A 23,348-nucleotide genomic window follows, 5' to 3' on the forward strand; every position below is an offset into this window, starting at 1 on the left:
TGTCGGGGCGAACAATCGCCAGCGGTGGCCTTGTGCACGGATGGACATCGAAGGTGGTCGGGCCCGGTCGCGTGAGCGGATAGGAGGGCGACGGTGGACGTCGATGACGCGCGCCGTTTCGCGGCGCATGTATGGCAGCGTCAGGATTCGACGCGATCCGAACGCCTGGCCGCGGTGAAAGCCGACGCCCACGCGCGCGGAAAGGAACCGTTCGATCTCGGCCGTCTCGAATCATTGTGCGACACAAGCGACTCGGGACGCGTGGACCCGACGCACTGGCGCCAACGCCGCTTCGAGTTGATGTACTACAGCCATCCCGAGATGATGACGATCGAGGATCTCGCCGAACACATCATGGTGGCACGGGGCTGGATGCAGTGACCTCACGGCCTCGGGCGCGCGGTCACATCTCACGTCCGAGGAACGCGGCGAGTCGATCGGCGGGGTACTCGGAGGATGTCCGGACCGCCGGTCCGAAGAGGCCGACGCCGTCGGCGCCGCGGTGACCGTCGAGCACCCAGGTCCGGCGTGGGCGAGCAGTCCGTCGGCCAGTTCCGGATCCAGATTCGTCGAATGTTCCACCGCGCGAGCGAGATCCCAGCCGTGGATGAACTGGTCCTGGGTCGACATGACCAGTAGCGCGCTCGCGGAGAGACGGCCGCCGAACAGCGAGGTGTCGGCGCGCAGAGTTTCGAAGGCGGCCAGCGTCTTTCGAATGCCGTCGTCGTACGCGTCGAGATAGTCGCCGATGGTGTGGTCCTCGCCGGTGTCGGCGACCCGATCGGTGATGCCGTCGATCGCGTCGCGGGCCGCGCGCGCCGCGTCGATCACGTGGCGGATCAGAGCGCCCACGTTCCAGGAAGCGCATGGCGTCGGCGCGTCGAACTGGTCGTCTCGGACGACCGCGAGAACGGCGCGGGTGGTGGTGAACGCGCGCCGTAATCCGCTGGTGTTCATGGTGCGTCTCCCTGGTCGGCGCGCCTCGAGCTGAGGCCTCCGGACAGCATTAATCTATGTATGTATAGACACTATGTTCGGAATTGTTGCTACGGTTTCGCGATGGTGACCGCAGGTGAATCGACCCCGCGACGTCCGCGCCGGGGGCAGGGAAGATCGGTGCGACAGCATATTCTCGACGCGACCAGCGAGTTGCTGGCCGAGCGGTCCTTCAACGAGTTCAGCGTGGCCGACGTCCTGACCCGCGCCGACGTGGCTCGCGGCACCTTCTATTTCCACTTCGGGAGCAAACACGAGGTACTGGCCGAACTCGTGCGCCGGACCGTCGCGCGCGGACACGCCGCGGCACACCCGTCACTCGGACACGAGGCGGAAGGTGAGCGGCGCAACACGATTCGCTACGGGGTCGCCGAGAGTGCGCGGCTGTGGCGCGAACACCCGCACATCCTGCGCGCGATCGTCGAGAACTGGCGCAGCGACCCGGGTTTGGCCGAATTGTGGCTGGAACAGATGAGTACGTTCACGGCCACGACCGAGGCCAGATCGGAGGCCGACGCCGCGGCCGGGGTGCTGCGCGACGATATTCCGGACACGAAGGCGCTCGCGACCGCGCTGACCTGGCTCGGTGAACGTCTGCACTATCTGGCGGCCATCGACGTCGCGCCGTTGAACGATGAGGAACAGTTGGTCGACGTGCTCACTCATATCTGGATGAGCACCCTGTACGCGCGTGACTGAGCACGGGGAACGCAGGCCGCCGATCGTCGTCGTGATGGGGGTGTCCGCGTCGGGCAAGTCGACCGTCGGTCCGCGCCTGGCCGCCGCGCTCGGGATCGACTACGCCGACGGCGACGATTTCCACCCGGCGGCGAATATCGAGAAGATGGCCGCGGGGGTCGCGCTGACCACCGCCGACCGGATTCCGTGGCTCGACGCCGTCGCCGCCTGGCTGGCCGCGCATCGCCTCTCGGGCGGCGTCGTCGCCTGTTCGGCGCTCGAGCGCGGGTATCGGGACCGCCTGCGCGCGGCGGCGCCCGCCTTCTTCGTGCATCTCGATGTCGACCGCGCCGAACTCGAACGCCGAATACGTGCCCGCGGTGGTCATTTCATGCCCGCGACACTCCTGGACTCCCAACTCGACACCCTGCGACCGCTCGCCGCCGACGAGCGCGGTCTTACCGTCGACGCGACACGTCCACCGGCCGAACTGGTTCCGACGGTGATAGCCGCGCTGGCCGCGCGCGCGGGCTAGCCACTCGTCAAGGTCGGGGGCCGGCACGATTCACCCGACACCACCGGAATACACACCCCGGTCGCGTCCGAGAGCAGCAGGCCGCCGCCGACCACCAGTGCCGCGACGGCGATCGCGCCGAAGAACAGCACCCACAGGATGCCGGGAATGCGGGTGAGCCCGGCCAATTGGTCGGCGTCGGAGCCGACGTTGTGCGGTGTGTTGCGCAGTCGCCGGGAACGTCCGCGCTGCAATTCGATCACCGGCCGTGCCCCGGCGAGGAGCAGGAACCAGGCGCCGAGGAAGGCGACCGCGGCCTGCACGGTATCGGTGCCGAACCACGACACCGCGAAAATCGTCGCGCCGAGCGCGAAGACGGTGCACAGGCCGTAGATGTTGCGCACTTTGATCAGCACCGCGGCGAGCAACACGATGGAGGTCCACAGCATCAAGGTGATGCGCTCCGCGCCGAGCAGCGCCGCGAAACCGAGGCCGAGCAGCGGGGGAGCGGGATAGCCCGCCATGGCGGTGAGAATCATGCCCGGGCCGTAGGGTTTTCCGCTGGAGACGGTCAGACCCGAGGTGTCCGAATGCAGGGTGATGCTGTCGAGGCGGCGTCCGGTGAGCAGCGCGATCAGGGCGTGCCCGCCCTCGTGCGCGATGGTCACCACATTGCGCGTGATCCGCCACAGCGGCCCGTAGGCCACGAGGACCAGGGCGACCAACCCGGTCACGACCACCAGCCACCACGGTGGCGGTACTTGCGTTGTCGTCAGCCGATCCGCGATGGAGGCGCCGCGATCGACCAGTTCCGCTCTGTCCACCGCCGCACCCTATCCGCCGAACCGCGTGCCCGCTCGGGCCCATGTTCCAGGATGCGGTCTGCCGCGGTGTTCCGTCGCCGATCGCGCGGATATGCCCGCGGGTCGGGCGTGGCGCGGGATCAGACCCGCACGATCCGCTCGGTCTGCGCCGATTCCCGCGCGGCTTCGAGCAGTCGAGTGGTGACGAGCGCGTCGTACGGGTCGACGGGGACCGGTGTGCCGTCGAGTACGGCGGCGGCCATCGCGGCGTAGAAGGCGGGATAGTCACCGGGGAGGGTGGGCTCGGGCGCGAGATCGGGTTCCGCGCCGAAGGACCCCCACCGATCGGATTCGACAGCGCCCCAACCCTCGTCACCGGGACGGCGTCCCGCGCGCAATGCCTCCTCCTGCGGATCGAGTCCGAAACTGCGATAGCCCGCTGTCGAACCGAGCACCCGGAATCGGGGTCCGAGCAGCGGTGTGACCGCGCTCGCCCACAGGTGTGAGCGCACCCCGCAGGCGTGGGTGAGCGCGAGGAAGACGTCGTCGTCGGTCCGGATCCCCTCGCGTCGTCGGTCGAGTTCGCAGTACACCGAGTGCACCGGACCGAACAGGGCGAAGGCCTGGTCGAGGAGATGGCTGCCGAGATCGAACAGCAGCCCGGCGCCCTGCTCGGGCGCCGCGCTCTCGCGCCAGCCACCCTTGGACACCGGCCGCCACCGCTCGAACCGGGATTCGAATCGTCGTACCTCGCCCAGTCGCCCGGAAGCGATCAGGCCGCCGACGGTCAGGAAATCTCCGTCCCAGCGCCGGTTCTGGAAGACCGACAGCGCGACACCGGCCGATTGCGCGGCGGCGAGCACCTCCTCGGCCTCGGCGGAGGTCACGGCGAACGGTTTGTCCACCACGACGGCGACCCCGGCCCGCAGCGCGCGCTGCGCCAACGGCGCGTGGGTGTCGTTCGGCGACGCGATCACGAGCAGATCCAGCGCGCCGATGTCCTCGAAGAGCGCGTCCACGTCCGGTACGACGCGCACGCCCGGATGATCCCGGCGTGCCTGCTCGGCCCGCCGCGCCGACCTGGTGACCACGGTCGCCAGCCGCGTCCGCGGCTCCGCGGCGATCAGCGGCGCGTGGAAAACCGATCCGGCGAGTCCGTATCCGACGACGCCGACCTCGAGGATGCTCATCACCGCGACGCTACCGGCCTCGCGGCGGTCCGTATCGCAGCCGGGAGATCTGTCGCGCGAGGTGTCAGGACGGTTCTCGCGGCGTTGTCTCGGCGGTGTTGTCTCAGCGGCGTCGTCCGACGGTGAGCGTCGCGGACCAGTGCCGGGTCAGCCGGTCGTCCGGACGTTCGGCCAGGCGGCGGCGGATCTCGCGGTACAGGTACTCGCGCTTCACCGGGGACATCGCGATATGGCCGGAGAAGGTGTCGAGCAGTGCGATATAGGAATCCGCCGAATAGTCGATCGACCACAGGTAGCGGTGTGACGCGGTCACCTCGAAACGGCCCGAGTCGACGAATTCGTCCGCGGTGGTGTCGATCCGCTCGTCGGGCGGGGGCGGCGGCCACGCGGGGACACTCTCGCCGATCTCGTCGTAGACCCGCTGGATCTCGGTGAAGAACGGGTCGAATCCTTCGGGAAAGGCATGATCGGCGGCCCATACCGCGAGATGACCGCCGGGGCGCAGCAGCGCGGCGGCACGTGCGTACTTCACGGTCGGGTCGACCCATTTCCACGCGGTGGCCGCGTAGATCAGGTCGAACGCGACCTCCCGTCCCGGATCCCATTCCTCGAACGCCGAGGTGATCACCGAGACCCGAGGGAATTCGGCCAGCCGTCGCCGTGCCGTCGCCGCCATCGCCGCACCGAGTTCGACCGCCGTGATCGCGAAACCCGCTCCGGCCAGCGCGATGGTGGCTGTGCCCGGACCGCAACCGATTTCGAGCAGCGCGGCGGAGGGGGTCACCCCGGTCGCGGCGATCAGGTCGGTGAACAGCGCGTCGGGATAGCCCGGTCGCGCATCCCCGTAATGTGCTGCGGCGGTGTCGAAAGTCGCGCGCAGTACCTCACGATCGGTGCCCATGCGTTCATGGTAGAGGTGGATACCCGGCCGCCTCGTCGGGAGTCGGTCCAGTAGTCGGGGAGTGGCCCTGTTTTCGGGAGCCAGTAGCCGTCAGGCTGGAGTGATGTTGTTTCGGCGGCTCGCCGCGCTGTATTCCGGACTCTGGTTGTACGGGTTCTCCATGGCTGTGATGGTGCGGGCCGGACTCGGGCTGGATCCGTGGGACGTCTTCCACCAGGGGATCGCGGGGCACGTCCCGCTGAGTTTCGGGGCGGTGACGGCGGTCACGGGAGTGGTCGTGCTGCTGGCCTGGATCCCGCTGCGACAGCGGCCGGGGCTCGGGACCGTCAGCAATGTCGTGGTGATCGGGATCTCGGTCGACATCGGATTGTGGCTGCTGCCGCAATGGCACGAGCTGCCGGTGCGGCTCGGCGCGATGCTCGTGGCCGTGGTGCTCAATGCCGCCGCGACGGTGCTCTATATCGGTGCGGGGATGGGACCGGGGCCCCGCGACGGACTGATGACGGGTCTGGTTCGCCGCACGGGTCTCTCGGTTCGGTTGATACGCACGGGTATAGAGGTGACGGTGCTGTCCGTCGGCTGGATACTCGGCGGCAGCGTCGGGATAGGGACGGTCGTCTACGCGTTGGGGATCGGGCCGCTCATCCAGCTCATGATCCCCTCGGTCCACGGCCGCCTGCCGGGCTTCCGCGCCGAGGACCCCGCCGAACCCGTCGCGGCGGGGGCGGATCCCGCCCCGGCCTCGGCAGATGCTCAACTCGCGGCGGGCGCGGATTCCTCGGTCGCGAGCGCGGCTTTCCATTCGCGGAAACCTTCTTCGGTGCGGCCGCGTCGCCAGTAGCCGGAGATCGAATTGGCCCACTCGGCGGAGACGTTGCGTTCGCGTCGGATGTAGCGGCGCAGATCCCGCATGACAGCCTGCGCCTCGCCGTGGATGAAGACCTGGACCTGTCCGTCGTTCCACGGCGCCGCGCGCACCGCCTCGGCGAGCGCCTCGCCCGGTTCGCGACTGCCGCGATGCAGCCAGGTGAGTTCGACGCCGTCCGGCTTGACCAGCGGAAGTTCGTCATCGGGCTCGCCGACCTCGACGAAGACACGTCCGACGGCGGAGCTCTCCATGGCCTCCAGCGCCGCGGCGATGGCGGGCAGCGCAGCCTCGTCGCCCGCAAGCAGATGCCAGTCGGCGTCGGCGCGCGGCGAGTACGCTCCGCCCGGTCCGTAGAGATCGATGGTCTGGCCCGGTTCCGCCGTCGCGGCCCAGGGGCCGGCGACACCCTCGCCGCCGTGATAGACGAAATCGGCGGCCAACTGTCCGGCGACCGGATCGACCGAGCGGACGGTATAGGTGCGCAGCACCTCGACGCCGTCGCGGTCGAAGATGAATTTCACGTAGGAGTCGGTGAATTCGCTGGGACGGAACGCGGCGAAGCCCGGTCCGCCGAGGTGGACCCGGATGAGATGCGGGGTCAGCCACTCGGTGCGTTGCACGGTGAGGGTGGTGCGGGGTCGCGCCAAGATTGCCTCCGAAAGTTCGATAAATTAGGTATGCCTAACCAACAGTACCCGTCGCTCACGGTCGACGGCAGGGTGATCGGGTTCGGTTCAGCGTGACGCTTACCGCAGACACGCGGTGTTCCACGGGCCAGGATGACGATTCATGACGCAGACCGTGCCGACCCCCGCCCACATCGTCGCGCAGCGATACCGGGGCGACGCCCCGGCCGATCCCGCGCACTGGAATCCGGTCCTCCAGGTTCTGCACGAGCACCGATCGGTGCGCAGGTATCTGCCCGATCCGGTCTCCGACGACACCCTGCGGCTGCTGGTGTCCGCGGCCCAGTCGGCGCCCACCTCGTCCAATCTCCAGGTGTGGAGTGTCGTGGCGGTCCGCGATCAGGAACGCAAAGCGCGCCTGGCGGCGGTGGCGGGTGATCAGCGACATATTCTGCAAGCGCCGGTACTGCTGGTCTGGACCGCCGATTTCGCGCGGCTGCGTCAGCTCGCGGGCGACCGGGATGCCCCGCTCGACGGCGCGGACTACCTCGAGTCCAGCTACGTAGGTTTCATCGATGCCGCGCTGGCCGCGCAGAACGCCGTCGTCGCCGCGGAATCGCTCGGGCTCGGCACCGTCTACATCGGGGCGTTGCGCAACAAGCCCGAGGTCGTCGCGGCCGAAATCGGTCTGCCCGAACATGTTTTCGCGGTCTTCGGTCTCGTGGTCGGTCACCCCGATCCCGCCGAGGACGCGAGGGTCAAGCCGCGCCTGCCGCAGCAGGCGGTGCTGCACCACGAGACCTACGGCCTCGAGACGCAGCGCGATCACGTCACCGAATACGAGGGGCGGATCGCGCAATTCTATGCCGAACAAGAACTTTCGCATTCGTGGACCGATCGGGTGCTGACCAGGCTCGCCTCCGAGGCGAGCCTGAACGGACGGCACACGCTGCGTGAATCCCTGTTCAAACAGGGATTCCGACTGCGCTGACCGCGAATCGGGCGGTCGGCGACGCACGCGGGCCCCGATCGCGCGGCCCGCGATCACGCCGACCTCGATCACGCGGCGACCTTCTCCTTGACGAGTTCGAAGGAACGCACCCGATCCTCGACGTCGTAGACGAGCGTGTTGATCATCAGCTCGTCGGCGTCGGTGCGTTCCATCAGTTCGCCGAGCTGGCGCCGCACGGTCTCGGGTGAGCCGAGCGCCTGGCCTTCGTGGCGCGACAGGATGAACTGCCGCTCCCGGTCGCTGAGCGGATATCGCGCCGCCTCCTCCGGGGTCGGCAGCGCCTGCGGCCTGCCACCGGCCAGATGCAGGAATGCCAGGTCGCGCGGCAGCGCCAATTCCTCGGCCCGCTCGTCGGTGTCGGCGCAGACCACGGCGACCGCGACCATCGCGTACGGCTCGTCCAGATGTTCCGAGGGCCGGAACTGCTCGCGATACAGCGCCAGCGCCGGTTCGGTATTGGCGGCGGAGAAATGGTGGGCGAAGGCGAACGGCAGGCCGAGCAGCGCCGCCACCTGCGCGCTGAAACCGCTCGAGCCGAGCAGCCAGATATCGGGCTGCTCGCCGAGTCCGGGTGTCGCGGTGATTCCGGCGGAGTCGGTGCCGCGGAAGTAGCGCAGCAGGGCCGCGAGTTCCTGCGGGAACGAATCGGCGTTGAGTCCCTCCCTGGTGCGCCGCAGCGCGAGCGCCGTCGCCTGATCCGTACCCGGCGCGCGTCCGATGCCCAGATCGACCCGGCCCGGATGCAGGGCGTGCAGTGTTCCGAATTGTTCGGCGACAACGAGCGGCGCGTGATTGGGCAGCATCACACCGCCGGATCCGATACGAATGGTCGAGGTGGCGGCGGCCAGATGTGCCAGCAGCACGCTCGGGGCCGAACTCGCGATCCCGGGCATGTTGTGGTGCTCGGCCACCCAGAAGCGGTGATATCCGAGCGCCTCGGTGCGCTGCGCGACCTCCGTCGTGGCCGCGAGCCCTTCGCCCGCGGTACGACCGGCCTCCACCGGCGCCAGATCCAGAACTGACAGCGGGACGTCAAGCAATGCGGCTCCTAGTCGTGGGATGACATCAAGACCCAACGTCATCGGACCCGCGCCTTATTTCACCGCCGCCGGATCGACGACCGCCCGGCCCGGCATCATCGCCGCCGCGGCGACCATGACCACCGCCATCGCGGCGATCGCGAGGAAGACCAGGTGCACCGCTTCGGCCAGGATCGCGGGCTCGGGGTGGTCGGTGTCGCCGATCCGGGAATTGACCATCGCGCCGAACACCGCGACGCCCACGGCGCTGCCCAGCGAACGGGCGAACATGTTGGCCGAGGTCACCACACCGCGTTCGGCCCATTCGGCGCTGGTCTGGGCGGCGATCAGGGTGGGGGTCGCGACCATGCCCATACCCGCGCCGACCAGGAAACACGACGCCGCGACCTGCGCCAGCGTGGAATCCTCGGTGATCAGCAGTGTGCTCGCGGCGCCGAGGGTGGCCAGTCCGCTGCCGATGAGCGCGGTGCCGCGGAAACCGATACGCAGGTACACCTTTCCCGCCTGGGACGCGGCCAGCGGCCAGCCGAGGGTGAGCGCGCCGACCGTGAGACCTGCCACCAGCGCCCCGGTGCCGAGGACCCCCTGGGTGAAGGTCGGGACATAGGAGGTGAGTCCGAGGACGATCGCGCCGACCAGCACCGACACCAGGCTGCTCGCGATCACCACACGCCGGGTGAAGACCCACAGCGGCAGCACGGGATTCTCCGCGGCGCGTTCCACGAGCACGAACAGCACCAGGACCAGCGACCCGGCCGCGAAGATCCCGATACTGATCGGCGAGGACCACGCCCAGGCCTGACCACCTTCGAGCAGTCCGAGAATCAGCGATCCGGCCGCGACGGTCAGCAGGCCCGCGCCCAGGTAGTCGACGCTGGTGCGCGTGCGCGGCGCGGTCTCGCGGAAACTGCGCAGCAGCATCCATCCCGCCACCGCCGAGAGCGGCAGATTCACCAGGAAGATCCACCGCCAGCTGACGTACTCGGCGAAGACGCCGCCGAGCAGCGGGCCGAGCACCGCGGACATCGCCCAGACGCTGGCCAGATAGCCCTGCACCTTGGCCCGTTCGGACAGTGTGTAGAGGTCGCCCGCGATCACCATCGTCATCGGCTGGATCGCACCCGCGCCGATTCCCTGTACCGCGCGGAAGATGATCAGCAGCACCATATTTCCGGCCAGGCCGCACAGCAGCGACCCGAGGGCGAAGACCACGATGCCGAACAGGATCACCGGTTTACGCCCGACGGTGTCGGCCAGTTTGCCGTAGATCGGCACCGTGACGGCTTGGGCCAGCAGGTAGATCGAGAACAGCCAGGGGAATTGCGAGAAGCCGCCGAGACTGTCGGTGATGCTCAGGACCGCCGTGGCGATGATCGTCGAATCCAGCGCGACCAGTCCGGTCGACAACATCAGCGCCGCGAGGATCGGTCCCCGTTCCGATCGGAATCCGATGGCCGAATCCGCCGAATCCACTGTTCCGATCGCCACCGGCGGCCCCTCTCGCTCATTCATCCGACCATTCGGACGAACGTATCCGCGACGAGGCTATTCCCGCACCGAATTATCCGGTCACGGCACCCAGGTGATGCGGCCGCCCTGGAAGTCCTGCGCCTTGCCGCCCTGGTAGTCGTATTCGTCGCTGGTCGGATAGCCGTAGCGGCCGTTCTCCGCGCCCGCCCGGACCCAGTCGTCGCGCAGCGCGCCCCAGACGGCGTGGGCGCCGGTACTCGGCGAGGAGTAGATCGCGCCGCCGGTGAACAGGTTGTATCTGCCGTTGTTCTTGGCGGCGGCCTCGTCGGTCAGCGGGTATCCGAGCGGGCCGCTCTCCCAGCCGGTGGCCGCCCATTTGTCCCGGATCGGTCCGCCGACCTGGTGCGCGGCGGTGCCGAGCGACCAGTAGATCGATCCGCGTTCGAAGTGGTTGAAACGCCCGGAACCGGACGGTGTGACTTGCTCGGCGGTAACCGGGTATCCGAGCGTCCCGGTCTCGGTGCCGAGTTCGGTCCATTTATCGCGGATCGCGCCGTTCACCGAATGCGCCCCGGTATCGGGCTGCCAGTAGATCGCGGCATTGCGCGCGAACGTCTGGAACTTCCCGCCGCGCGCCGCGTCGGCTTCGGGAGCGGTCGGATCGCCGAAGACCGCGGGTCCGCCCTGCCGGTCGTATTCCACCTCGATCGCGCCACCGACCTCGAAGGGGCCGATCGGCCGTGCGCCCGCCGTCGTCGCGGTCAGCATCAGACCTGCGGCCACGGCGGACAGCGCCAACGCGCCGCGGCGGCGCGATCCGAACGGAGTGTGTGTGCGAAGTGGCCGTGCCATAGAACTCCCCTGGAGACGTGGAATCGGTAGCCGTGGGTTTGCGCCCGACATTCGGCAATGCTCACCCGAAGCTACCAGCCGCAGTGTCGGTGCCGGGCACGGCCCGTGTGGTCCCGCGCCGGGGCGACGGCAGGTCCGCCGCCCGCGATCTGTGCGTCCTCGCGCGGCACGGGCGCGAACAGTCGCGGGTGAATCGGACCGATGATTCTTGCCGCACCGTGTCTCGCTGGAGAAGGATATCCGCCGGAGGACCCGGCCGCCGGGTCTGTCGGGCGTAATCGGCCCGCACGGCATTCCGCTCGGGAAGCAGGCACGGGCCGATGGAAAGCCAAGTAGTAGAACATATCCGAGAATCCGGCTACCCAGACGCCTGGCGGCGACGTGGATTCGTACCACGATCGAACGCGTCGACGTTCCCGAAGCCGGGCAGCCGAAGTGACTGTCGAATCTTGTTGACGCATCCGGCTTGCCGCCGGTTCGGTACTGATACCGTGGATGGCCGGTCGGGTTTCGGACGACTGGTGGGTACGCGCGCTCGATCGCTTCGATCTGTGAAACTGCCTGTTCCGTAGGCACTGTGGGTCGCTTCGGACGATCCGCCGCGTCCTGCCGCGGTCCCGGTGCGCGATCGGACCCCACGTCCGGGGTCACCGGGGTCACCGGGGTCGGCGGTGCGAGGGAAGGTCGAGCGGGACAGTTGAGGCAGACACCGACACTCGCCCCCGTCGCCCGGGCGACATCCTGTTCCACCACTTGGAGTCATATCTTTTGAGCAACCCACGTTCAGCCGCATTCACGCCCCGAGCCGTCGATTCGGGTCTGTGCCCGGTCCAGCACGGATCGCCGGTCGACACCGACGGACCCCGACTACCCCTGCACACGTCCGAATTCGCCGCGGACCCACACGCCGCGTATCGAGAGATGCGCAGGCAGTACGGATCGATGGCCCCGATCGAAGTCGCGCCGGGTGTTCCCGCGACCCTCGTACTCGGTTATCAGACCGCACTGCGGGTTCTCAACGATCCCGATCACTTCCCGGCCGATCCGCGCGGCTGGCAGGACAGCATCCCCGCCGATTCCCCGGTCAAGCCGATGATGGAATGGCATCCGAACGCGTTGCGTAACAGTGGCGCCGCGCATACGCGCTACCGGCAGGCCTACGTCGGCGCGATCGACGGGATCGACCTGCACGCCCTGCACGCCAAGATCGAGACGATCGCCGTTCCGCTGATCAACGCCTTCTGCACCACCGGATCGGCGGATCTGGTGTCCCAGTACGCGTTTCCGCTCGTCTTCGAAGTGCTGAACCAGATGGTCGGCTGCTCGCCCGAACTGGGTCAGCGCGTGGCCACCGGTATGGCGATGCTCTTCGACACCGTCGAGGCGGCGCGCGGCATGGAGATGCTCAGCACGGCGCTGCTCGAGTTGATCGCGCTGCGGCGCGCCGAACCCGGCGACGACGTCACCTCCCGCCTGGCCCACCACCCGGCAGGTCTGGACGACACCGAGATGCTGAGTCAGCTGATCAGTTTCTACGGCGCGGGTATCGAACCCCAGCAGAATCTCATCGCCAACACGTTGCTGCTCATGGTCACCGATGAACGGTTCGGCGGCAATGTCCTCGGCGGCGCGCTCTCGACCCGTGACGCCCTGGACGAGGTGCTGTTCAACGACCCGCCGATGGCGAATTTCTGCACGACCTATCCGAGGCAGCCCATCCTCATCGACAACACCTGGCTGCCCGCCCATCAGCCGGTCGTCATCAGCCTGTCCGGCTGCAACAACGATCCCGCCATCCGCGGCGGTGACCGGACCGGCAATCGCGCGCACCTGGCCTGGAGCGCGGGCCCGCACGCCTGTCCGGCCAAATCCGTGGCCTACATGATCGTGCAGGACGCCATCGACCAATTGCTCGATGCCCTGCCCGAATTGGACCTCGCCGTGCCCGCCGACCAGTTGGCGTGGCGCCCCGGCCCGTTCCACCGTGCGCTCGCCGCGCTGCCGGTCGTCTTTCCACCGTCTCCCCCGGTGAATCCGTTGTAAGGAGTTCCTCCCCATGGAAAATCAACCGATCGCCCTGGATCCGACCGGCGCGGACATCCAGGGCGAGTCGAGCAGGATCCGGGCCGCGGGACCGGTCGCGGCGGTGGGATTACCGGGCGGTGTGACCGCCTGGTCGGTGACCGACGCCGCGGTCCTGAAGAGTCTGCTCGCCGATTCCCGCGTGTCCAAGGACGCGCGTCAGCACTGGTCCGCGTTCATCAACGGTGAGATCACCGAGGCGTGGCCGCTGCACGCGTGGGTCGCGGTCGACAATATGTTCACCGCGTTCGGCCCCGAGCACCGCAGGCTGCGCAGGTTGGTCTCACCCGCGTTCACCCACCGGCGTTCCACCGCGCTGCGCCCGAGGATCGAGGAGATCATCGCCGAACTGCTCGATCGGCTCGGGCAGGTCCCGAACGGTGAGCCCGTCGACCTGCGCCAGGCCTACGCCTATCCGGTGCCGATCCGGGTCATCACCGAGATGATGGGCGTGCCCGACCATCTCGGCCCCGGCATGCACACATGTGTCGACGGCTTCTTCGACATGTCCTTCGGCCCCGAAGAGGCGCTGGCCAATTACCTGGAGATGTACCGGCTCGTGAGCGAACTCGTCGCCTACCGGCGCGAGACGCCCGGCGACGACGTCACCAGCGTCCTGATCGCCACCCGTGACGAGGACGACGGTTCGCGTCTGACCGAGAAGGAACTCGTCGACACCCTGATCCTGGTCATCAACGCCGGACACGAGACCACCGTGAACCTGCTCGACCAGGCCATCTTCGCCCTGCTGACCCACCCCGAGCAGCGCGCCGAGGTCGTCGAAGGCCGGGCCTCGTGGTCCGACGTGGTCGAGGAGACCCTGCGCTACGAGGCGCCCGCGGCCCACATCCCACTGCGCTACGCCGTCGAGGACATCGAGGTCGAGGGCATCCTGATCCCCAAGGGCGAGCCCATCCTCGCGTCCTACGCCGCCGCGGGCCGCGACCCGGGTGTCTACGGCCCCACCGCCGCCGCCTTCGACATCCACCGCGCTACCAAGGACCACCTGTCCTTCGGCCACGGCGCCCACCACTGCATCGGAGCACCTCTCGCCCGCCTCGAGGCCGCCATCGCCCTCCCCGCCGTCTTCACCCGATTCCCGAACCTGCGCCTGGCAGTGCCCTCCGAGGAGCTGGACCCCGTAGGCAGCTTCGTATCGAACGGCCACCGAACCCTCCCCGTCTACCTGACCTGACGTCAGATCCCACCCCCGCCTGCCGCAGCCCCCTCGTCCGCCGGTCGTAAGGTCAACGGCGAGTTCATCTCCCGGTACACCCGAACGCCCGCTTCACACCTCTCCCAGCCCCCCCACGGAGCGAGTCTTACGAGCGACCGTTCGCGGCCCGTCTCGCGTCCGAGCGGTCGAAGCAATGCGACGAAGTCGCGAGTCTCGACCGCTCGGACGCGAGACAAAGGGGGCCGCGAACCCGCGGCCCCCGGGCCGCCAATTTATCGGCCTATGTCGGCCTGGTCGATCGGACAGCTCACCGTGCGCGGTACGTCGATCCGGACATCGCCGATATGCGGGCCCGCTGCCGAGGTCGAGACTCCTGCTATTCGCACACTGTCGGTGGGAACCGATTGATCCCCGAGAATGTCGAGTGCGCCGACGCCGGCCAGAATGATGATCGCGGTGGCTAGAAGTAGCTTCATGACCTGCTCCCGCTGGTAGGGCGAGTTCGATTGCCGAGTCCCGAGTCACTCGTGCGTGTCTCGTATCTCGTTCCGGTCGCTGAAAATTTGCTCACAGGAACCGTAAGTCCGAATTCCTATGATGTTCAAGACACAGAAGGGTCACAGAAGTGATAGTCGGGGGTGTCGTAACTCCGGAAAAATGCGCTGACCGGCTATTCGTCACCTGGTCATCGTTCGATGCCCGGGTAACGGAATTCGAGTTATCGAGACGTGACGGATTATTCACGTCCTCGCGGTGGCGTCTTCGACCGCAACGGAGTTGTGACTGTTTCGGTTGCTCGGCGGCGCGATGAGTTCGGTGAGTTGTTCGATCGCGGCGGAGACGGCGGATCCGGCCGGTAGTCGGAGCGAGCCGGGTAGTGGTTCGCGGGCCCAGCGCCATCCGAATCCGCGGTCCGACATCGGGAGGATCACCCGCCGTCCGCTGGCGCGGACGCGGACGCCGTAGGCGGTGAGGTCGGGGGTCGGGGTGGGGCGGGTCGGGGGTGCGATGAGGAAGGTCCAGGTCGTGTCGCGTGGGTTCGCGACGACCGGCCCGACGTCGCTGTCCCGGAGGATCTCCAGTACCCGTGAGCCCAGGAGCGCGGGCATGTCGACGGCGTCGAGTCGCGCGCCGCAGACCACGGTGGGCCGCGATTCGGAGAGTTCGACCGGTAATCCGTATCGGTGGCGCAGCAGGTGGGCGACATCGTGTGGGCTGTAACAGGTTTCGAACACGGTACCTCTCCGGTGGAGTGATCGTGGACGCCCTCGGCCGGGTGGTGCGGCCGGGCCTGGATGGTGCGTCGATGACACCACTCGCCCGTTGCGTGATCATTTCCACGACATTGCCCGGCCATTGCTGTCCGCTCGCCGTATCCGACCGTGACCTCGGCGGCGGTCCGCCCCTCTCGATTCCCTGGGAATTGTTGCGGCAGTGAGGGTTAACGCACGGCCGTCTCGGGCGCCCGGTGAGGTCGGGGGCTCGTCCGGCCGTCGGGTCAGGGTGGAGGCATGGTCGCATCGACGCAGATCGTGCTCGCCTCCCGTCCGGAGGGGGCTCCCACCGCGGCGAACCTCCGCACCGAGTCGGCGGAGCTGCCGCCGCCCGGCGACGGGCAGGTGCTGTTGCGCACGCTGTACCTGCCGCTCGATCCGTGTATGCGAGGCCGCATGAGCGCGCCGAAATCGTATGCCGCCCCGGTCGAGGTCGGCGCCGTCATGGTCGGCGGCACCGTGTCCGAGGTGCTGGAGTCGCGCGCGCCCGGACTTTCGAAAGGTGATGTGGTGCAGTCTTATTCGGGCTGGCGGACTCATCAGGTCACGCGGGGGAAAGGGCTGCGGGTACTCGATCCGGATCGGGCGCCGGTGTCGACGGCGCTCGGCGTGCTCGGCATGCCGGGTTTCACCGCCTACTCGGGTCTGTTGCGGATCGGTCGTCCCGCGCGTGAGCCGCTGGTGGTGGCCGCGGCGAGTGGCCCGGTGGGCTCCGCCGTCGGCCAGATCGCGCGTATCGAGGGCGTGCGTGCGGTGGGGATCGCGGGCGGCCCGAAGAAGGTGGCCTACCTCTCATCGCCGACTACAACACCGGGAACGCGCTGGAGGGGCCGAATCGACGGCTCGCCTTCTACTCTCGTATTCTGACCGGGAGTCTGACGGTTCGAGGATTCATCCGGACCGAGTTCGTCGACGAGATGTACGACGATTTCCTGACGGATATGTCGGGGTGGACCGCGGAGGGGCGCGTCAAGTACCGCGAGGATGTCGTCGACGGCCTCGAGCAGGCTCCGGAGGCGTTCATGGGACTGCTCGAGGGACGCAACTTCGGCAAGCTTCTGGTGCGGGTCGGGTAGGGTCTTTCCCGACCGCTACGAGAGTTCGAAACGCCCGCCGAATCCGCGCAGGGCAGATCGGCGCTCGTGAGGATTCCCGGCGCGGCCGCGACCACGCTGCGGATCGCGTTGAGCGCCGGTAATCCGGTGACGGTCATGCCGATCGACGCGAAGTCGTCCGGATTGTCCAACCGCGCACCGGCTTTAGGGAAGATCATATGTTGCTCTCTGTGAAAAAATAACAGAAGCATCTGTGAAACTGGTTCGCGCGGGATCCGGACGCGGTGGAGTTGCCACTAGGATCGGGTGGATGACGGATCCCGAGGTGCTCGGCAGGCGCAGCAACAGGCGCGGACTCGCCACCAGGGAGTCGATGCTCGACACCGCGCTGCGGTGTCTGGCGACCGGTGATCCGGCGGCGGTATCCGGTAACCGGATCGCCAAGGAGATCGGCGCCACGTGGGGGACCGTCAAGTACCAGTTCGGCGATATCGACGGATTGTGGGCGGCGGTGCTGGGCTACATCGCCGAACGCCGGGGCGATATGCCGGTCGGCGCGCCGTCGTCCGCTTCGCTGCGCGAACGGGTGGCGGCGATCGTCGACACCATGTACGACGGGCTGACCACGGGGGATTCGCGCGCCATCGAGAATCTGCGCGCCGCGCTACCGCGTGATCGGGAGGAGTTCGAACGCCTCTATCCCCGTACCGCCGCCGAATTCGCGTCGTGGGGCCGGGCGTGGTTGGAGACCTGCCGTCGAGGGTTCGCCGGACTCGATGTCGATCCGGATCGGGTGGCCGAAGTCGCCGCGTTCATCCCCGGCGCTATGCGGGGGATCGTCTCGGAACGCCAGTTCGGTACCTACACCGACCTCGATCTCGCGCGACGCGGACTCACCAATGCCATCGTGGCCTATCTGCGCCCCGACGCCGAGCCGGCGCGATAGCCGCGCACGGGTGAGTCCGCGAGGCGACGGTCGACGCGGTTCTCAGCGCGCCGCAGAGACCTCGGGTGATTCGCCCCGTCGTAGTGGCGCGATTCGAACCAGTAGGTCGCCGTGACGGTGGCGTAGCTGGCGACGATCACCGCCGCGATCGCGGCGATCGAGAGTAGGAGCAGTGCGACGAAGTGATCCATGGTGGCCTCCCCGGAAATAGGGTGCTCTATGGCGTCTACAAGGGGTTTGGCGCGACATCGCGCCGAATCGGGTGTGAACCCGGACGAGCCAACTGCACTCCGAATCCTAGAACGCTACGCCTCTCGGCGCACGGGACACGACTGTGAGCCGAGTCATGTGCGGACCGGAGTGTCGGTTCAATCGCACCGACCCGATGCTGTTCAATTGGTGAGGTCAACGAGTTTCTGCGTGCGCCTGTTCTCGTCAATCCCCTTTCGAGCATCACCTCGTCATCCGAAGGAGCATGACAGTGAGCACGATCCTCTGCGCGCTACATGAGACGGTCCTCGCGCAGGTCGGCAATCCGACCCCGGAGGCTCCACCGCTGGCGGACAAGCTGTTGCAGATCGGCCGGTATTTCACCTGGCTCGTTCAGTTGTCCGGCATCACCGCCATCACCTACGGCGGCGGTCGCTTCGCCTGGGAGAAATGGAACGGCGGCAGCCTCCAGTCGCCGAAGATGGTGGCTGGCGCGATGGCAGGCGGCGCCGTCGCGACCAGCGCGGGCACGATCATGAACTCGGTGATCTGACCCGCATTCGACAGTGCACACGACCGAACGTCGCCCGTGGACTCCGCGGGCGGCGTTCGGCGTTTCGGGGTCAGGGCAGGGCGCGGTCGTCGAGGGTCATGGCGCCCGCGCGAACCAGCACGGCGCGGGCCCGGCGGCGGACGCGGCAGGTGTCCACCGAACAATCGAGGTGCCGTTGCATCTCGCGATGGGCTCGGGCCACGGTCATCGGACCCGGTTCGATACGGCAGTCCATGACGACGGTGCGAAGCGGGAAGGCTGTGTTCATCGTGAGCTCCTGGTCGGACTTCGGAGTGATCAGCGGGGGCGATGTCCGCTCGCCGGGACAAGGAATTCGCGGGGTGGTCGCCCCCGGATCGGTCGATCGCGCGAGGAATTCTCACGTTCCGGAATCCGGGCGTTGCGAGGGCTGGACCTGTGCGGATCCGGTCGGGCTCCGGCGTGGCCGATCCGGCGCGTCCATACGGACGATTTCGGTTTCACATTCTCGAACTTGTAAGTTAGTCGACCCGAACATTAAGATTTCGCCGTATGAAGATTCGGCACCGCCGTCGGCGGCTCGCGGCCACGGGCCGGTTGCTCGCGACGATCGCGTTCGGTTTGTCGGCGATAGGCGCGAGCGCGTGCGGCAGTGGCGCCGCCGACGGCGATCGACCGGTGGTCCTGACCACGTTCACGGTGCTCGCCGATATCGCGAGCAATGTCGCGGGCCCGCACCTCGAGGTCGAGTCGATCACCAAGGCCGGGGCCGAGATCCACGGCTACGAGCCGACACCGGGGGATATCAGGAAGGCCACGCGCGCGGATCTCATCATCGACAACGGGATGAACCTGGAAGCCTGGTTCGCCCGGTTCGTCTCCGAGGTGAGGGTGCCGCACGTGGTGGTCAGCGAGGGCGTCGCACCGATCGAGATCGGTGAGGACGCCTACCGGGGCAAGCCGAATCCACACGCGTGGATGTCACCGTTGAACGTGCTCGTCTACGTCGACAACATGGTGCGCGCTTTCACCGATCTCGATCCGGGACACGGCGCGGATTTCCGCGCCAACGGCGAACGCTACAAGGCTGAATTACGCGGAGTCCACGAGGAATTGGTGCGGACGCTGAGTACGCTGCCCGCCGGACAGCGTGCCCTGGTGACCTGCGAGGGCGCGTTCTCCTACCTGGCCCGTGACACCGGTCTGACCGAGAAGTACATCTGGCCGGTCAACGCCGAACAGCAGGCGACACCGCAGCAGATCGCCTCGGTCATCGATATGGTGAAATCCAACCGGGTGCCCGCGGTGTTCTGTGAATCCACGGTGTCCGACGCGCCGATGCGCCGGGTCGTCGAGGCTTCGGGAAGTTCGTACGGCGGTGTGCTGTACGTGGATTCGCTGTCGGAGGCCGACGGTCCGGTACCGACCTACCTGGCGCTGATCCGCCACGCCGCGCAGACCATCGGCGCCGCGCTCACCGGGCGGCAGTGACATGCGGGAAGCAAGTGACACGCGGGAAGCAAGTGACACGCGGGAAGCAAGTGACACGCGGGAAGCGAATGACACGCGCGAAGCGGGCGAGGCGCGGGAGCCGAGCGAGGTGCGGGAAGCGGGCGAGGCGCGAGAAGCGGTGAGCGCGATCCGGGTCGACGGCGTCACCGTGCGCTACGGCGAAGTGCTCGCCCTCGACGACGTCGCGCTGCGACTCGAGCACGGGCGGGTCTGCGGCCTGGTGGGGATGAACGGTTCCGGGAAGTCGACGCTGTTCAAGACCATCATGGGGTCGATCGAACCCGATCACGGGACGGTGCTGGTCGACGGCGTCGCCCCGAAGGCCGCGCGCCGCGGCGGCGTTCTCGGCTACGTGCCGCAGAGCGAGGACGTCGACTGGAGTTTCCCGCTGTCGGTACGCGATGTGGTGATGACCGGGCGCTACGGCCGGATGGGGTTCACCCGCCGCCCCCGGCGCGCGGACCGGGAAGCGGTGGCCGAGGCGCTGGAGCGGGTCGAATTGACCGACCTCGGCGATCGGCAGATCGGGCGGTTGTCGGGTGGGCAGAAGAAGCGGGCCTTCGTCGGTCGTGCCCTCGCCCAGGGGGCGACGGTGCTGTTGCTGGACGAGCCCTTCGCCGGTGTCGACAAGCGATCCGAAGCCGCCATCACCGCGCTGCTACGCGAACTCGCGGCGGCGGGCGCCGCGGTCCTGGTGTCCACCCATGACCTGCACGCACTGCCCGGCCTCGCCGACGAAGCCGTGCTGCTGATGAGAACGGTGCTGGCGCAGGGGGATCCGGAGACGGTGCTGCGCCCGGAGAATCTTGCCGCGGCCTTCGGCCTCGATGTGCTCAACCGTGTGTGAACGGCCGAAGGTGAGACGGGCGCAATGAGTTTCGAGGAAATCTTCATCGACCCGCTGCGCTACGAATTCATGGTGCGGGCGCTGGCCACCACCGTGACGGCGGCGGTGGTCTGCGCGGTGCTCTCGTGCTGGCTGGTGCTGATCGGCTGGTCGTTGATGGGCGACGCGGTCTCCCACGCGGTACTGCCAGGGGTGGTGCTGGCCTATATCGTCGGCCTGCCCTTCGCGGTCGGCGCGATCGTCTTCGGATTCCTGGCGGTGGCACTGATCGGGGTGGTGCGGTCGACCAGCCGCATCAAGGAGGACGCCGCGATCGGCATCGTGTTCACGACGCTGTTCGCGTTCGGGTTGGTACTGGTCTCGGTGACGCCGAGTCAGACCGATCTCAATCACATCGTGTTCGGGAATCTGCTCGGGGTCAGCCGATCCGAACTCGTTCAGATCGTCGTCCTGGCGGCGCTGACGCTGACGGCGCTCGTCCTCAAGCGGCGCGATTTCACCCTCTACGCGTTCGACCCGGTGCACGCCCACGCGATCGGCCTGAACACCCGTTGGCTCGGTATCGCCCTGCTCGGACTGCTCGCGCTGACCTCGGTGGTGGCGTTGCAGGCGGTGGGCGTGGTGCTCGTGGTCGCGATGCTCATCATTCCCGGCGCGACCGCGTACCTGCTCACCGACCGATTCCAGCGCATGCTCGTCATCGCCCCCGCGGTCTCGGTCGCGGCGGCGGTGACGGGCCTGTACCTGAGCTATCACCTGGACACCGCCTCCGGGGCGATGGTCGTCGTCGTCCAGGGGCTGACCTTCACGGCGGTGTACCTGTTCGCACCGCGACAGGGTGTCATCGGTCGCCGGATCGCGGCCGCGCGTCGTCGTGCCACCGCGGGCGCGGTGTGACCGCCGGTGCATCCCCGTGATTCGGCCGCATCGGGTTCCGCGGCCGAATCACGGGGATGTGTGCTCGGGGCTCGCGCCTTGTAACGTCTGATCCGGACGAAGGGAACACCGGTGCGAATCCGGGGCTGTCCCGCAACTGTCACCGAGGAGTAATCCGCCGATCTCGTTGCCACGACCTACCCGGGTTGGAAGGCAGGCGGTGCGCGTCGATCCGGGAGCCAGGACACCTGCGTCCACGGTAGAGGGATCGCACCACGAGGATGGCCATGGACAACTCGAGATCGACCGTGCCCGCATTGCGGCGCCGGACATTCCTGCTCGGCGCCGGAGCGGCGGCTCTGGCCGCGTCGGCGGGCGGATCGCTGATCGGCTGCGCCGCCGACGACGCAGCCTCCGCGGGACCGCAGGGGCCGCCGCGTCCCGGCGGGCGACTGCGTTCGGTGATCGCGGGCAGGTCGGCGAGCGTCGACGTACTCGATCCGTATCAGGCGGGCAGTTCGGCGGGCGGCGCGGTCTCCAAGAATGTCTGGGACAAACTCGTCGCCTACAACAACGATCTGACGCTGCGCTACCGGCTCGCGGAATCGCTGACGCCCGACGCGGACGGCAGTCGGTGGCGGATCGCGTTGCGTCCCGGTGTCGTCTTCAGCGACGGCACACCGCTGACCTCCCGCGACGTCCTCTGGAGTTTCGAGCGGATGCTCGACCCGGCCAAACATTCCGCCGGCGATCTCTCGATGATCGACATGTCGCGCACCAGGGCCGACGGCGAACTGGGCGTCATCGTGGGGATGAAATCCCCACTCGCCGATTTCGGTTCGGTGCTCGCGGGCTGGTACTGCTACGTCATCAAGGACGGGACGACCACCTTCGACGCGCGGACGCTGCCGGTGGGCACGGGCCCCTTCGCACTGGCGAACTGGTCGCCCGGCGATCGAACACTGTTGCGCCGCAACGACCGGTACTGGGACGGGCTGGTGCTGCTCGACGAGGTCGAGATCATCCAGATCGCCGAGACCGAGGCCCGCGTGAACGCCTTCCTGTCCGGGGAAGCCGATATCGTGCACGAGATGTCCTATCTCCAGGCGCGCACGCTGGAGAACGATCCGGATATCACCGTCGTGCTGCATCCGTTCGGACTCATGGATTCCTTCCAGATGCGCGTCGACCTCCCGCCCTTCGACGACGTGCGGGTGCGCCAAGCCATGCGCCTCGCCGTCGATCGGCAGGCGATGGTCGACACCGTGTACTACGGCTATGCCGAGTTGGGCAACGACATCTACGGCAAGGGTGCGCCGTTCTACGACGATTCGCTGCCGCAGCGCGCCTACGATCCGGCGCGGGCGCGCGAACTGCTGCGCCAGGCGGGCAAGGAGAACCTCACGGTCACCTTGCAGACGGCCGACGGCATGCCGGGCATGATCGAATCGGCGACGCTGTTGGTCGAGCACGCCAAGGCGGCCGGAATCACCGTGAAACTCGAATCCGTACCCGCCGACACCTATTTCACCCAGGTTGCGGGGAAACAGCCGCTGACCCACGTCGGTTGGTGGAACTACAGTCTCGACTACTTCTACGGCCAGACCATGACCACCGGTTCGCCGAGCAACGGCACCGGATGGCGGAACGCGGCCTGGGACGCGAAATTCACCGAGGTCAGGGCGACACTCGACCAGGAGCGCCGCCGGGTACTGTATCACGAACTTCAGGAACAACTCTGGAACGAAGGCGGATACATCCTGCACAGTTTCGCCAAACGGCCCGACGCGGCGCGCAACGATGTGGGCGGTGTGCGGGCGGGGGTGCCCGGCACCGACGACTGGGCCAACTACACGACCACGTGGTTGGCGCGGTAGCGAACGCCGA

Annotated in this window: 25 protein-coding genes, 2 pseudogenes and 1 riboswitch; of the genes and pseudogenes, 14 read left to right on the forward strand and 13 right to left on the reverse strand. The window is 67.7% G+C overall.

Features of this window, described 5'->3' with window-relative positions; all coding sequences use genetic code 11:
• Positions 1 to 231: 231 nt before the first annotated feature.
• Positions 232 to 957, reverse strand: coding sequence for a TIGR03086 family metal-binding protein (locus tag OG225_RS09075; RefSeq protein ID WP_405181264.1), 726 nt, complete (start codon positions 955 to 957; stop codon positions 232 to 234).
• Between the two features lie 159 nt (positions 958 to 1,116).
• Between OG225_RS09075 and OG225_RS09080 the strand changes: the two genes are divergently transcribed.
• Both OG225_RS09080 and OG225_RS09085 read left to right on the forward strand, forming a co-directional pair.
• Positions 1,117 to 1,695 (forward strand): TetR/AcrR family transcriptional regulator, encoded by a 579-nt coding sequence (locus OG225_RS09080; protein WP_405181265.1) that lies wholly within the window; start codon positions 1,117 to 1,119, stop codon positions 1,693 to 1,695.
• A 34-nt stretch (positions 1,696 to 1,729) separates the two neighbouring features.
• The gene (locus tag OG225_RS09085; protein ID WP_405183223.1) at positions 1,730 to 2,209 is read left to right on the forward strand and encodes a gluconokinase; all 480 of its coding nucleotides are present in this window, start codon (positions 1,730 to 1,732) and stop codon (positions 2,207 to 2,209) included.
• Here the strand turns inward: OG225_RS09085 and OG225_RS09090 are convergent.
• From OG225_RS09090 to OG225_RS09100, 3 genes are all read right to left on the reverse strand, one after another.
• Complete coding sequence (locus tag OG225_RS09090) at positions 2,206 to 3,012, reverse strand: M50 family metallopeptidase (protein ID WP_405181266.1); 807 nt, start codon at positions 3,010 to 3,012, stop codon at positions 2,206 to 2,208. The two genes, OG225_RS09085 and OG225_RS09090, sit on opposite strands and share 4 nt — an antisense overlap.
• A gap of 119 nt (positions 3,013 to 3,131) precedes the next feature.
• Positions 3,132 to 4,181 (reverse strand): Gfo/Idh/MocA family oxidoreductase, encoded by a 1,050-nt coding sequence (locus OG225_RS09095; RefSeq protein WP_405181267.1) that lies wholly within the window; start codon positions 4,179 to 4,181, stop codon positions 3,132 to 3,134.
• Between the two features lie 103 nt (positions 4,182 to 4,284).
• Complete coding sequence (locus OG225_RS09100; protein ID WP_405181268.1) at positions 4,285 to 5,082, reverse strand: class I SAM-dependent methyltransferase; 798 nt, start codon at positions 5,080 to 5,082, stop codon at positions 4,285 to 4,287.
• A gap of 103 nt (positions 5,083 to 5,185) precedes the next feature.
• Here OG225_RS09100 and OG225_RS09105 point away from each other — a divergent pair, with 103 nt between their 5' ends.
• Entirely contained in the window at positions 5,186 to 5,923 is a 738-nt protein-coding gene (locus OG225_RS09105) for a YitT family protein (RefSeq protein ID WP_405181269.1), read from the forward strand.
• Here OG225_RS09105 and OG225_RS09110 read toward each other — a convergent pair.
• A complete protein-coding gene (locus OG225_RS09110) occupies positions 5,836 to 6,597 on the reverse strand; it encodes a siderophore-interacting protein (protein ID WP_405181270.1) in 762 nt (253 codons plus the stop codon). The genes OG225_RS09105 and OG225_RS09110 overlap by 88 nt on opposite strands.
• A 142-nt stretch (positions 6,598 to 6,739) precedes the next feature.
• Between OG225_RS09110 and OG225_RS09115 the strand changes: the two genes are divergently transcribed.
• Positions 6,740 to 7,567, forward strand: coding sequence for an NADPH-dependent oxidoreductase (locus OG225_RS09115; protein WP_405181271.1), 828 nt, complete (start codon positions 6,740 to 6,742; stop codon positions 7,565 to 7,567).
• A 68-nt stretch (positions 7,568 to 7,635) separates the two neighbouring features.
• Here the strand turns inward: OG225_RS09115 and OG225_RS09120 are convergent, their stop codons facing one another.
• The 3 genes from OG225_RS09120 to OG225_RS09130 form a co-directional block, all read right to left on the reverse strand.
• Positions 7,636 to 8,670: an LLM class flavin-dependent oxidoreductase gene (locus tag OG225_RS09120; RefSeq protein WP_405181272.1), complete on the reverse strand. Its 1,035-nt coding sequence runs from the start codon at positions 8,668 to 8,670 to the stop codon at positions 7,636 to 7,638.
• Positions 8,671 to 8,682: 12 nt separating this feature from the next.
• Complete coding sequence (locus OG225_RS09125; RefSeq protein WP_405183224.1) at positions 8,683 to 10,110, reverse strand: MDR family MFS transporter; 1,428 nt, start codon at positions 10,108 to 10,110, stop codon at positions 8,683 to 8,685.
• 87 nt (positions 10,111 to 10,197) lie between these two features.
• Positions 10,198 to 10,950 (reverse strand): LGFP repeat-containing protein, encoded by a 753-nt coding sequence (locus OG225_RS09130; RefSeq protein ID WP_405181273.1) that lies wholly within the window; start codon positions 10,948 to 10,950, stop codon positions 10,198 to 10,200.
• Between the two features lie 942 nt (positions 10,951 to 11,892).
• Between OG225_RS09130 and OG225_RS09135 the strand changes: the two genes are divergently transcribed.
• Together OG225_RS09135 and OG225_RS09140 are read left to right on the forward strand one after the other, a co-directional pair.
• Positions 11,893 to 12,993: a cytochrome P450 gene (locus tag OG225_RS09135; protein ID WP_405181274.1), complete on the forward strand. Its 1,101-nt coding sequence runs from the start codon at positions 11,893 to 11,895 to the stop codon at positions 12,991 to 12,993.
• Between the two features lie 13 nt (positions 12,994 to 13,006).
• A complete protein-coding gene (locus OG225_RS09140; RefSeq protein ID WP_405181275.1) occupies positions 13,007 to 14,227 on the forward strand; it encodes a cytochrome P450 in 1,221 nt (406 codons plus the stop codon).
• 254 nt (positions 14,228 to 14,481) lie between these two features.
• Here OG225_RS09140 and OG225_RS09145 read toward each other — a convergent pair whose 3' ends face one another.
• Together OG225_RS09145 and OG225_RS09150 are read right to left on the reverse strand one after the other, a co-directional pair.
• The gene (locus OG225_RS09145) at positions 14,482 to 14,685 is read right to left on the reverse strand and encodes a hypothetical protein (RefSeq protein WP_216918418.1); all 204 of its coding nucleotides are present in this window, start codon (positions 14,683 to 14,685) and stop codon (positions 14,482 to 14,484) included.
• Positions 14,686 to 14,949: 264 nt separating this feature from the next.
• A complete protein-coding gene (locus OG225_RS09150; RefSeq protein WP_405181276.1) occupies positions 14,950 to 15,444 on the reverse strand; it encodes a hypothetical protein in 495 nt (164 codons plus the stop codon).
• A gap of 23 nt (positions 15,445 to 15,467) precedes the next feature.
• Here OG225_RS09150 and OG225_RS09155 point away from each other — a divergent pair, with 23 nt between their 5' ends.
• On the forward strand, positions 15,468 to 15,647 hold the full coding sequence (locus OG225_RS09155) for a hypothetical protein (protein WP_405181277.1): 180 nt from the start codon (positions 15,468 to 15,470) through the stop codon (positions 15,645 to 15,647).
• A 73-nt stretch (positions 15,648 to 15,720) separates the two neighbouring features.
• Positions 15,721 to 16,559, forward strand: a pseudogene (locus tag OG225_RS09160) (NADP-dependent oxidoreductase).
• 15 nt (positions 16,560 to 16,574) lie between these two features.
• Here the strand turns inward: OG225_RS09160 and OG225_RS09165 are convergent.
• A pseudogene (locus tag OG225_RS09165) lies at positions 16,575 to 16,762 on the reverse strand (dihydrodipicolinate reductase); the annotation flags it as partial.
• Between the two features lie 86 nt (positions 16,763 to 16,848).
• Between OG225_RS09165 and OG225_RS09170 the strand changes: the two are divergent.
• Positions 16,849 to 17,484 (forward strand): TetR/AcrR family transcriptional regulator, encoded by a 636-nt coding sequence (locus OG225_RS09170; protein ID WP_405181278.1) that lies wholly within the window; start codon positions 16,849 to 16,851, stop codon positions 17,482 to 17,484.
• Here the strand turns inward: OG225_RS09170 and OG225_RS09175 are convergent.
• Complete coding sequence (locus OG225_RS09175; protein ID WP_405181279.1) at positions 17,451 to 17,675, reverse strand: hypothetical protein; 225 nt, start codon at positions 17,673 to 17,675, stop codon at positions 17,451 to 17,453. The two genes, OG225_RS09170 and OG225_RS09175, sit on opposite strands and share 34 nt — an antisense overlap.
• A 290-nt stretch (positions 17,676 to 17,965) precedes the next feature.
• Here OG225_RS09175 and OG225_RS09180 point away from each other — a divergent pair, with 290 nt between their 5' ends.
• Positions 17,966 to 18,247, forward strand: coding sequence for a hypothetical protein (locus OG225_RS09180; RefSeq protein ID WP_109524220.1), 282 nt, complete (start codon positions 17,966 to 17,968; stop codon positions 18,245 to 18,247).
• A 70-nt stretch (positions 18,248 to 18,317) separates the two neighbouring features.
• On the opposite strand, the gene OG225_RS09185 is transcribed toward OG225_RS09180, so the two are convergent.
• On the reverse strand, positions 18,318 to 18,515 hold the full coding sequence (locus OG225_RS09185; protein ID WP_157978363.1) for a hypothetical protein: 198 nt from the start codon (positions 18,513 to 18,515) through the stop codon (positions 18,318 to 18,320).
• Positions 18,516 to 18,778: 263 nt separating this feature from the next.
• Here OG225_RS09185 and OG225_RS09190 point away from each other — a divergent pair, with 263 nt between their 5' ends.
• The 4 genes from OG225_RS09190 to OG225_RS09205 all read left to right on the forward strand — a co-directional run bounded on the left by OG225_RS09190 (position 18,779) and on the right by OG225_RS09205 (position 23,338).
• On the forward strand, positions 18,779 to 19,717 hold the full coding sequence (locus OG225_RS09190) for a metal ABC transporter substrate-binding protein (protein ID WP_405181280.1): 939 nt from the start codon (positions 18,779 to 18,781) through the stop codon (positions 19,715 to 19,717).
• A gap of 109 nt (positions 19,718 to 19,826) precedes the next feature.
• The gene (locus OG225_RS09195) at positions 19,827 to 20,585 is read left to right on the forward strand and encodes a metal ABC transporter ATP-binding protein (RefSeq protein WP_405181281.1); all 759 of its coding nucleotides are present in this window, start codon (positions 19,827 to 19,829) and stop codon (positions 20,583 to 20,585) included.
• A 24-nt stretch (positions 20,586 to 20,609) separates the two neighbouring features.
• Positions 20,610 to 21,482: a metal ABC transporter permease gene (locus OG225_RS09200; protein ID WP_405181282.1), complete on the forward strand. Its 873-nt coding sequence runs from the start codon at positions 20,610 to 20,612 to the stop codon at positions 21,480 to 21,482.
• 54 nt (positions 21,483 to 21,536) lie between these two features.
• Positions 21,537 to 21,732, forward strand: a riboswitch (cobalamin riboswitch).
• Positions 21,733 to 21,748: 16 nt separating this feature from the next.
• On the forward strand, positions 21,749 to 23,338 hold the full coding sequence (locus OG225_RS09205) for an ABC transporter substrate-binding protein (RefSeq protein ID WP_405181283.1): 1,590 nt from the start codon (positions 21,749 to 21,751) through the stop codon (positions 23,336 to 23,338).
• Positions 23,339 to 23,348 lie beyond the last annotated feature (10 nt).

It is taken from the genome of Nocardia sp. NBC_01377, assembly GCF_045040005.1.
In the GTDB taxonomy this organism is placed as follows: Bacteria; Actinomycetota; Actinomycetes; order Mycobacteriales; family Mycobacteriaceae; genus Nocardia; species Nocardia noduli.

What these genes read in the sequence shown, in the direction of transcription:
- OG225_RS09075 (WP_405181264.1), bottom strand. Translation starts at nt 957, where the DNA reads ATGAACACCAGCGGATTACGGCGCGCGTTCACCACCACCCGCGCCGTT.
- OG225_RS09085 (WP_405183223.1), top strand. Translation starts at nt 1,730, where the DNA reads ATGGGGGTGTCCGCGTCGGGCAAGTCGACCGTCGGTCCGCGCCTGGCC.
- OG225_RS09095 (WP_405181267.1), bottom strand. Translation starts at nt 4,181, where the DNA reads ATGAGCATCCTCGAGGTCGGCGTCGTCGGATACGGACTCGCCGGATCG.
- OG225_RS09100 (WP_405181268.1), bottom strand. Translation starts at nt 5,082, where the DNA reads ATGGGCACCGATCGTGAGGTACTGCGCGCGACTTTCGACACCGCCGCA.
- OG225_RS09105 (WP_405181269.1), top strand. Translation starts at nt 5,186, where the DNA reads ATGTTGTTTCGGCGGCTCGCCGCGCTGTATTCCGGACTCTGGTTGTAC.
- OG225_RS09115 (WP_405181271.1), top strand. Translation starts at nt 6,740, where the DNA reads ATGACGCAGACCGTGCCGACCCCCGCCCACATCGTCGCGCAGCGATAC.
- OG225_RS09120 (WP_405181272.1), bottom strand. Translation starts at nt 8,670, where the DNA reads ATGACGTTGGGTCTTGATGTCATCCCACGACTAGGAGCCGCATTGCTT.
- OG225_RS09130 (WP_405181273.1), bottom strand. Translation starts at nt 10,950, where the DNA reads ATGGCACGGCCACTTCGCACACACACTCCGTTCGGATCGCGCCGCCGC.
- OG225_RS09135 (WP_405181274.1), top strand. Translation starts at nt 11,893, where the DNA reads ATGGCCCCGATCGAAGTCGCGCCGGGTGTTCCCGCGACCCTCGTACTC.
- OG225_RS09140 (WP_405181275.1), top strand. Translation starts at nt 13,007, where the DNA reads ATGGAAAATCAACCGATCGCCCTGGATCCGACCGGCGCGGACATCCAG.
- OG225_RS09145 (WP_216918418.1), bottom strand. Translation starts at nt 14,685, where the DNA reads ATGAAGCTACTTCTAGCCACCGCGATCATCATTCTGGCCGGCGTCGGC.
- OG225_RS09170 (WP_405181278.1), top strand. Translation starts at nt 16,849, where the DNA reads ATGACGGATCCCGAGGTGCTCGGCAGGCGCAGCAACAGGCGCGGACTC.
- OG225_RS09175 (WP_405181279.1), bottom strand. Translation starts at nt 17,675, where the DNA reads ATGGATCACTTCGTCGCACTGCTCCTACTCTCGATCGCCGCGATCGCG.
- OG225_RS09185 (WP_157978363.1), bottom strand. Translation starts at nt 18,515, where the DNA reads ATGAACACAGCCTTCCCGCTTCGCACCGTCGTCATGGACTGCCGTATC.
- OG225_RS09190 (WP_405181280.1), top strand. Translation starts at nt 18,779, where the DNA reads ATGAAGATTCGGCACCGCCGTCGGCGGCTCGCGGCCACGGGCCGGTTG.
- OG225_RS09200 (WP_405181282.1), top strand. Translation starts at nt 20,610, where the DNA reads ATGAGTTTCGAGGAAATCTTCATCGACCCGCTGCGCTACGAATTCATG.
- OG225_RS09205 (WP_405181283.1), top strand. Translation starts at nt 21,749, where the DNA reads ATGGACAACTCGAGATCGACCGTGCCCGCATTGCGGCGCCGGACATTC.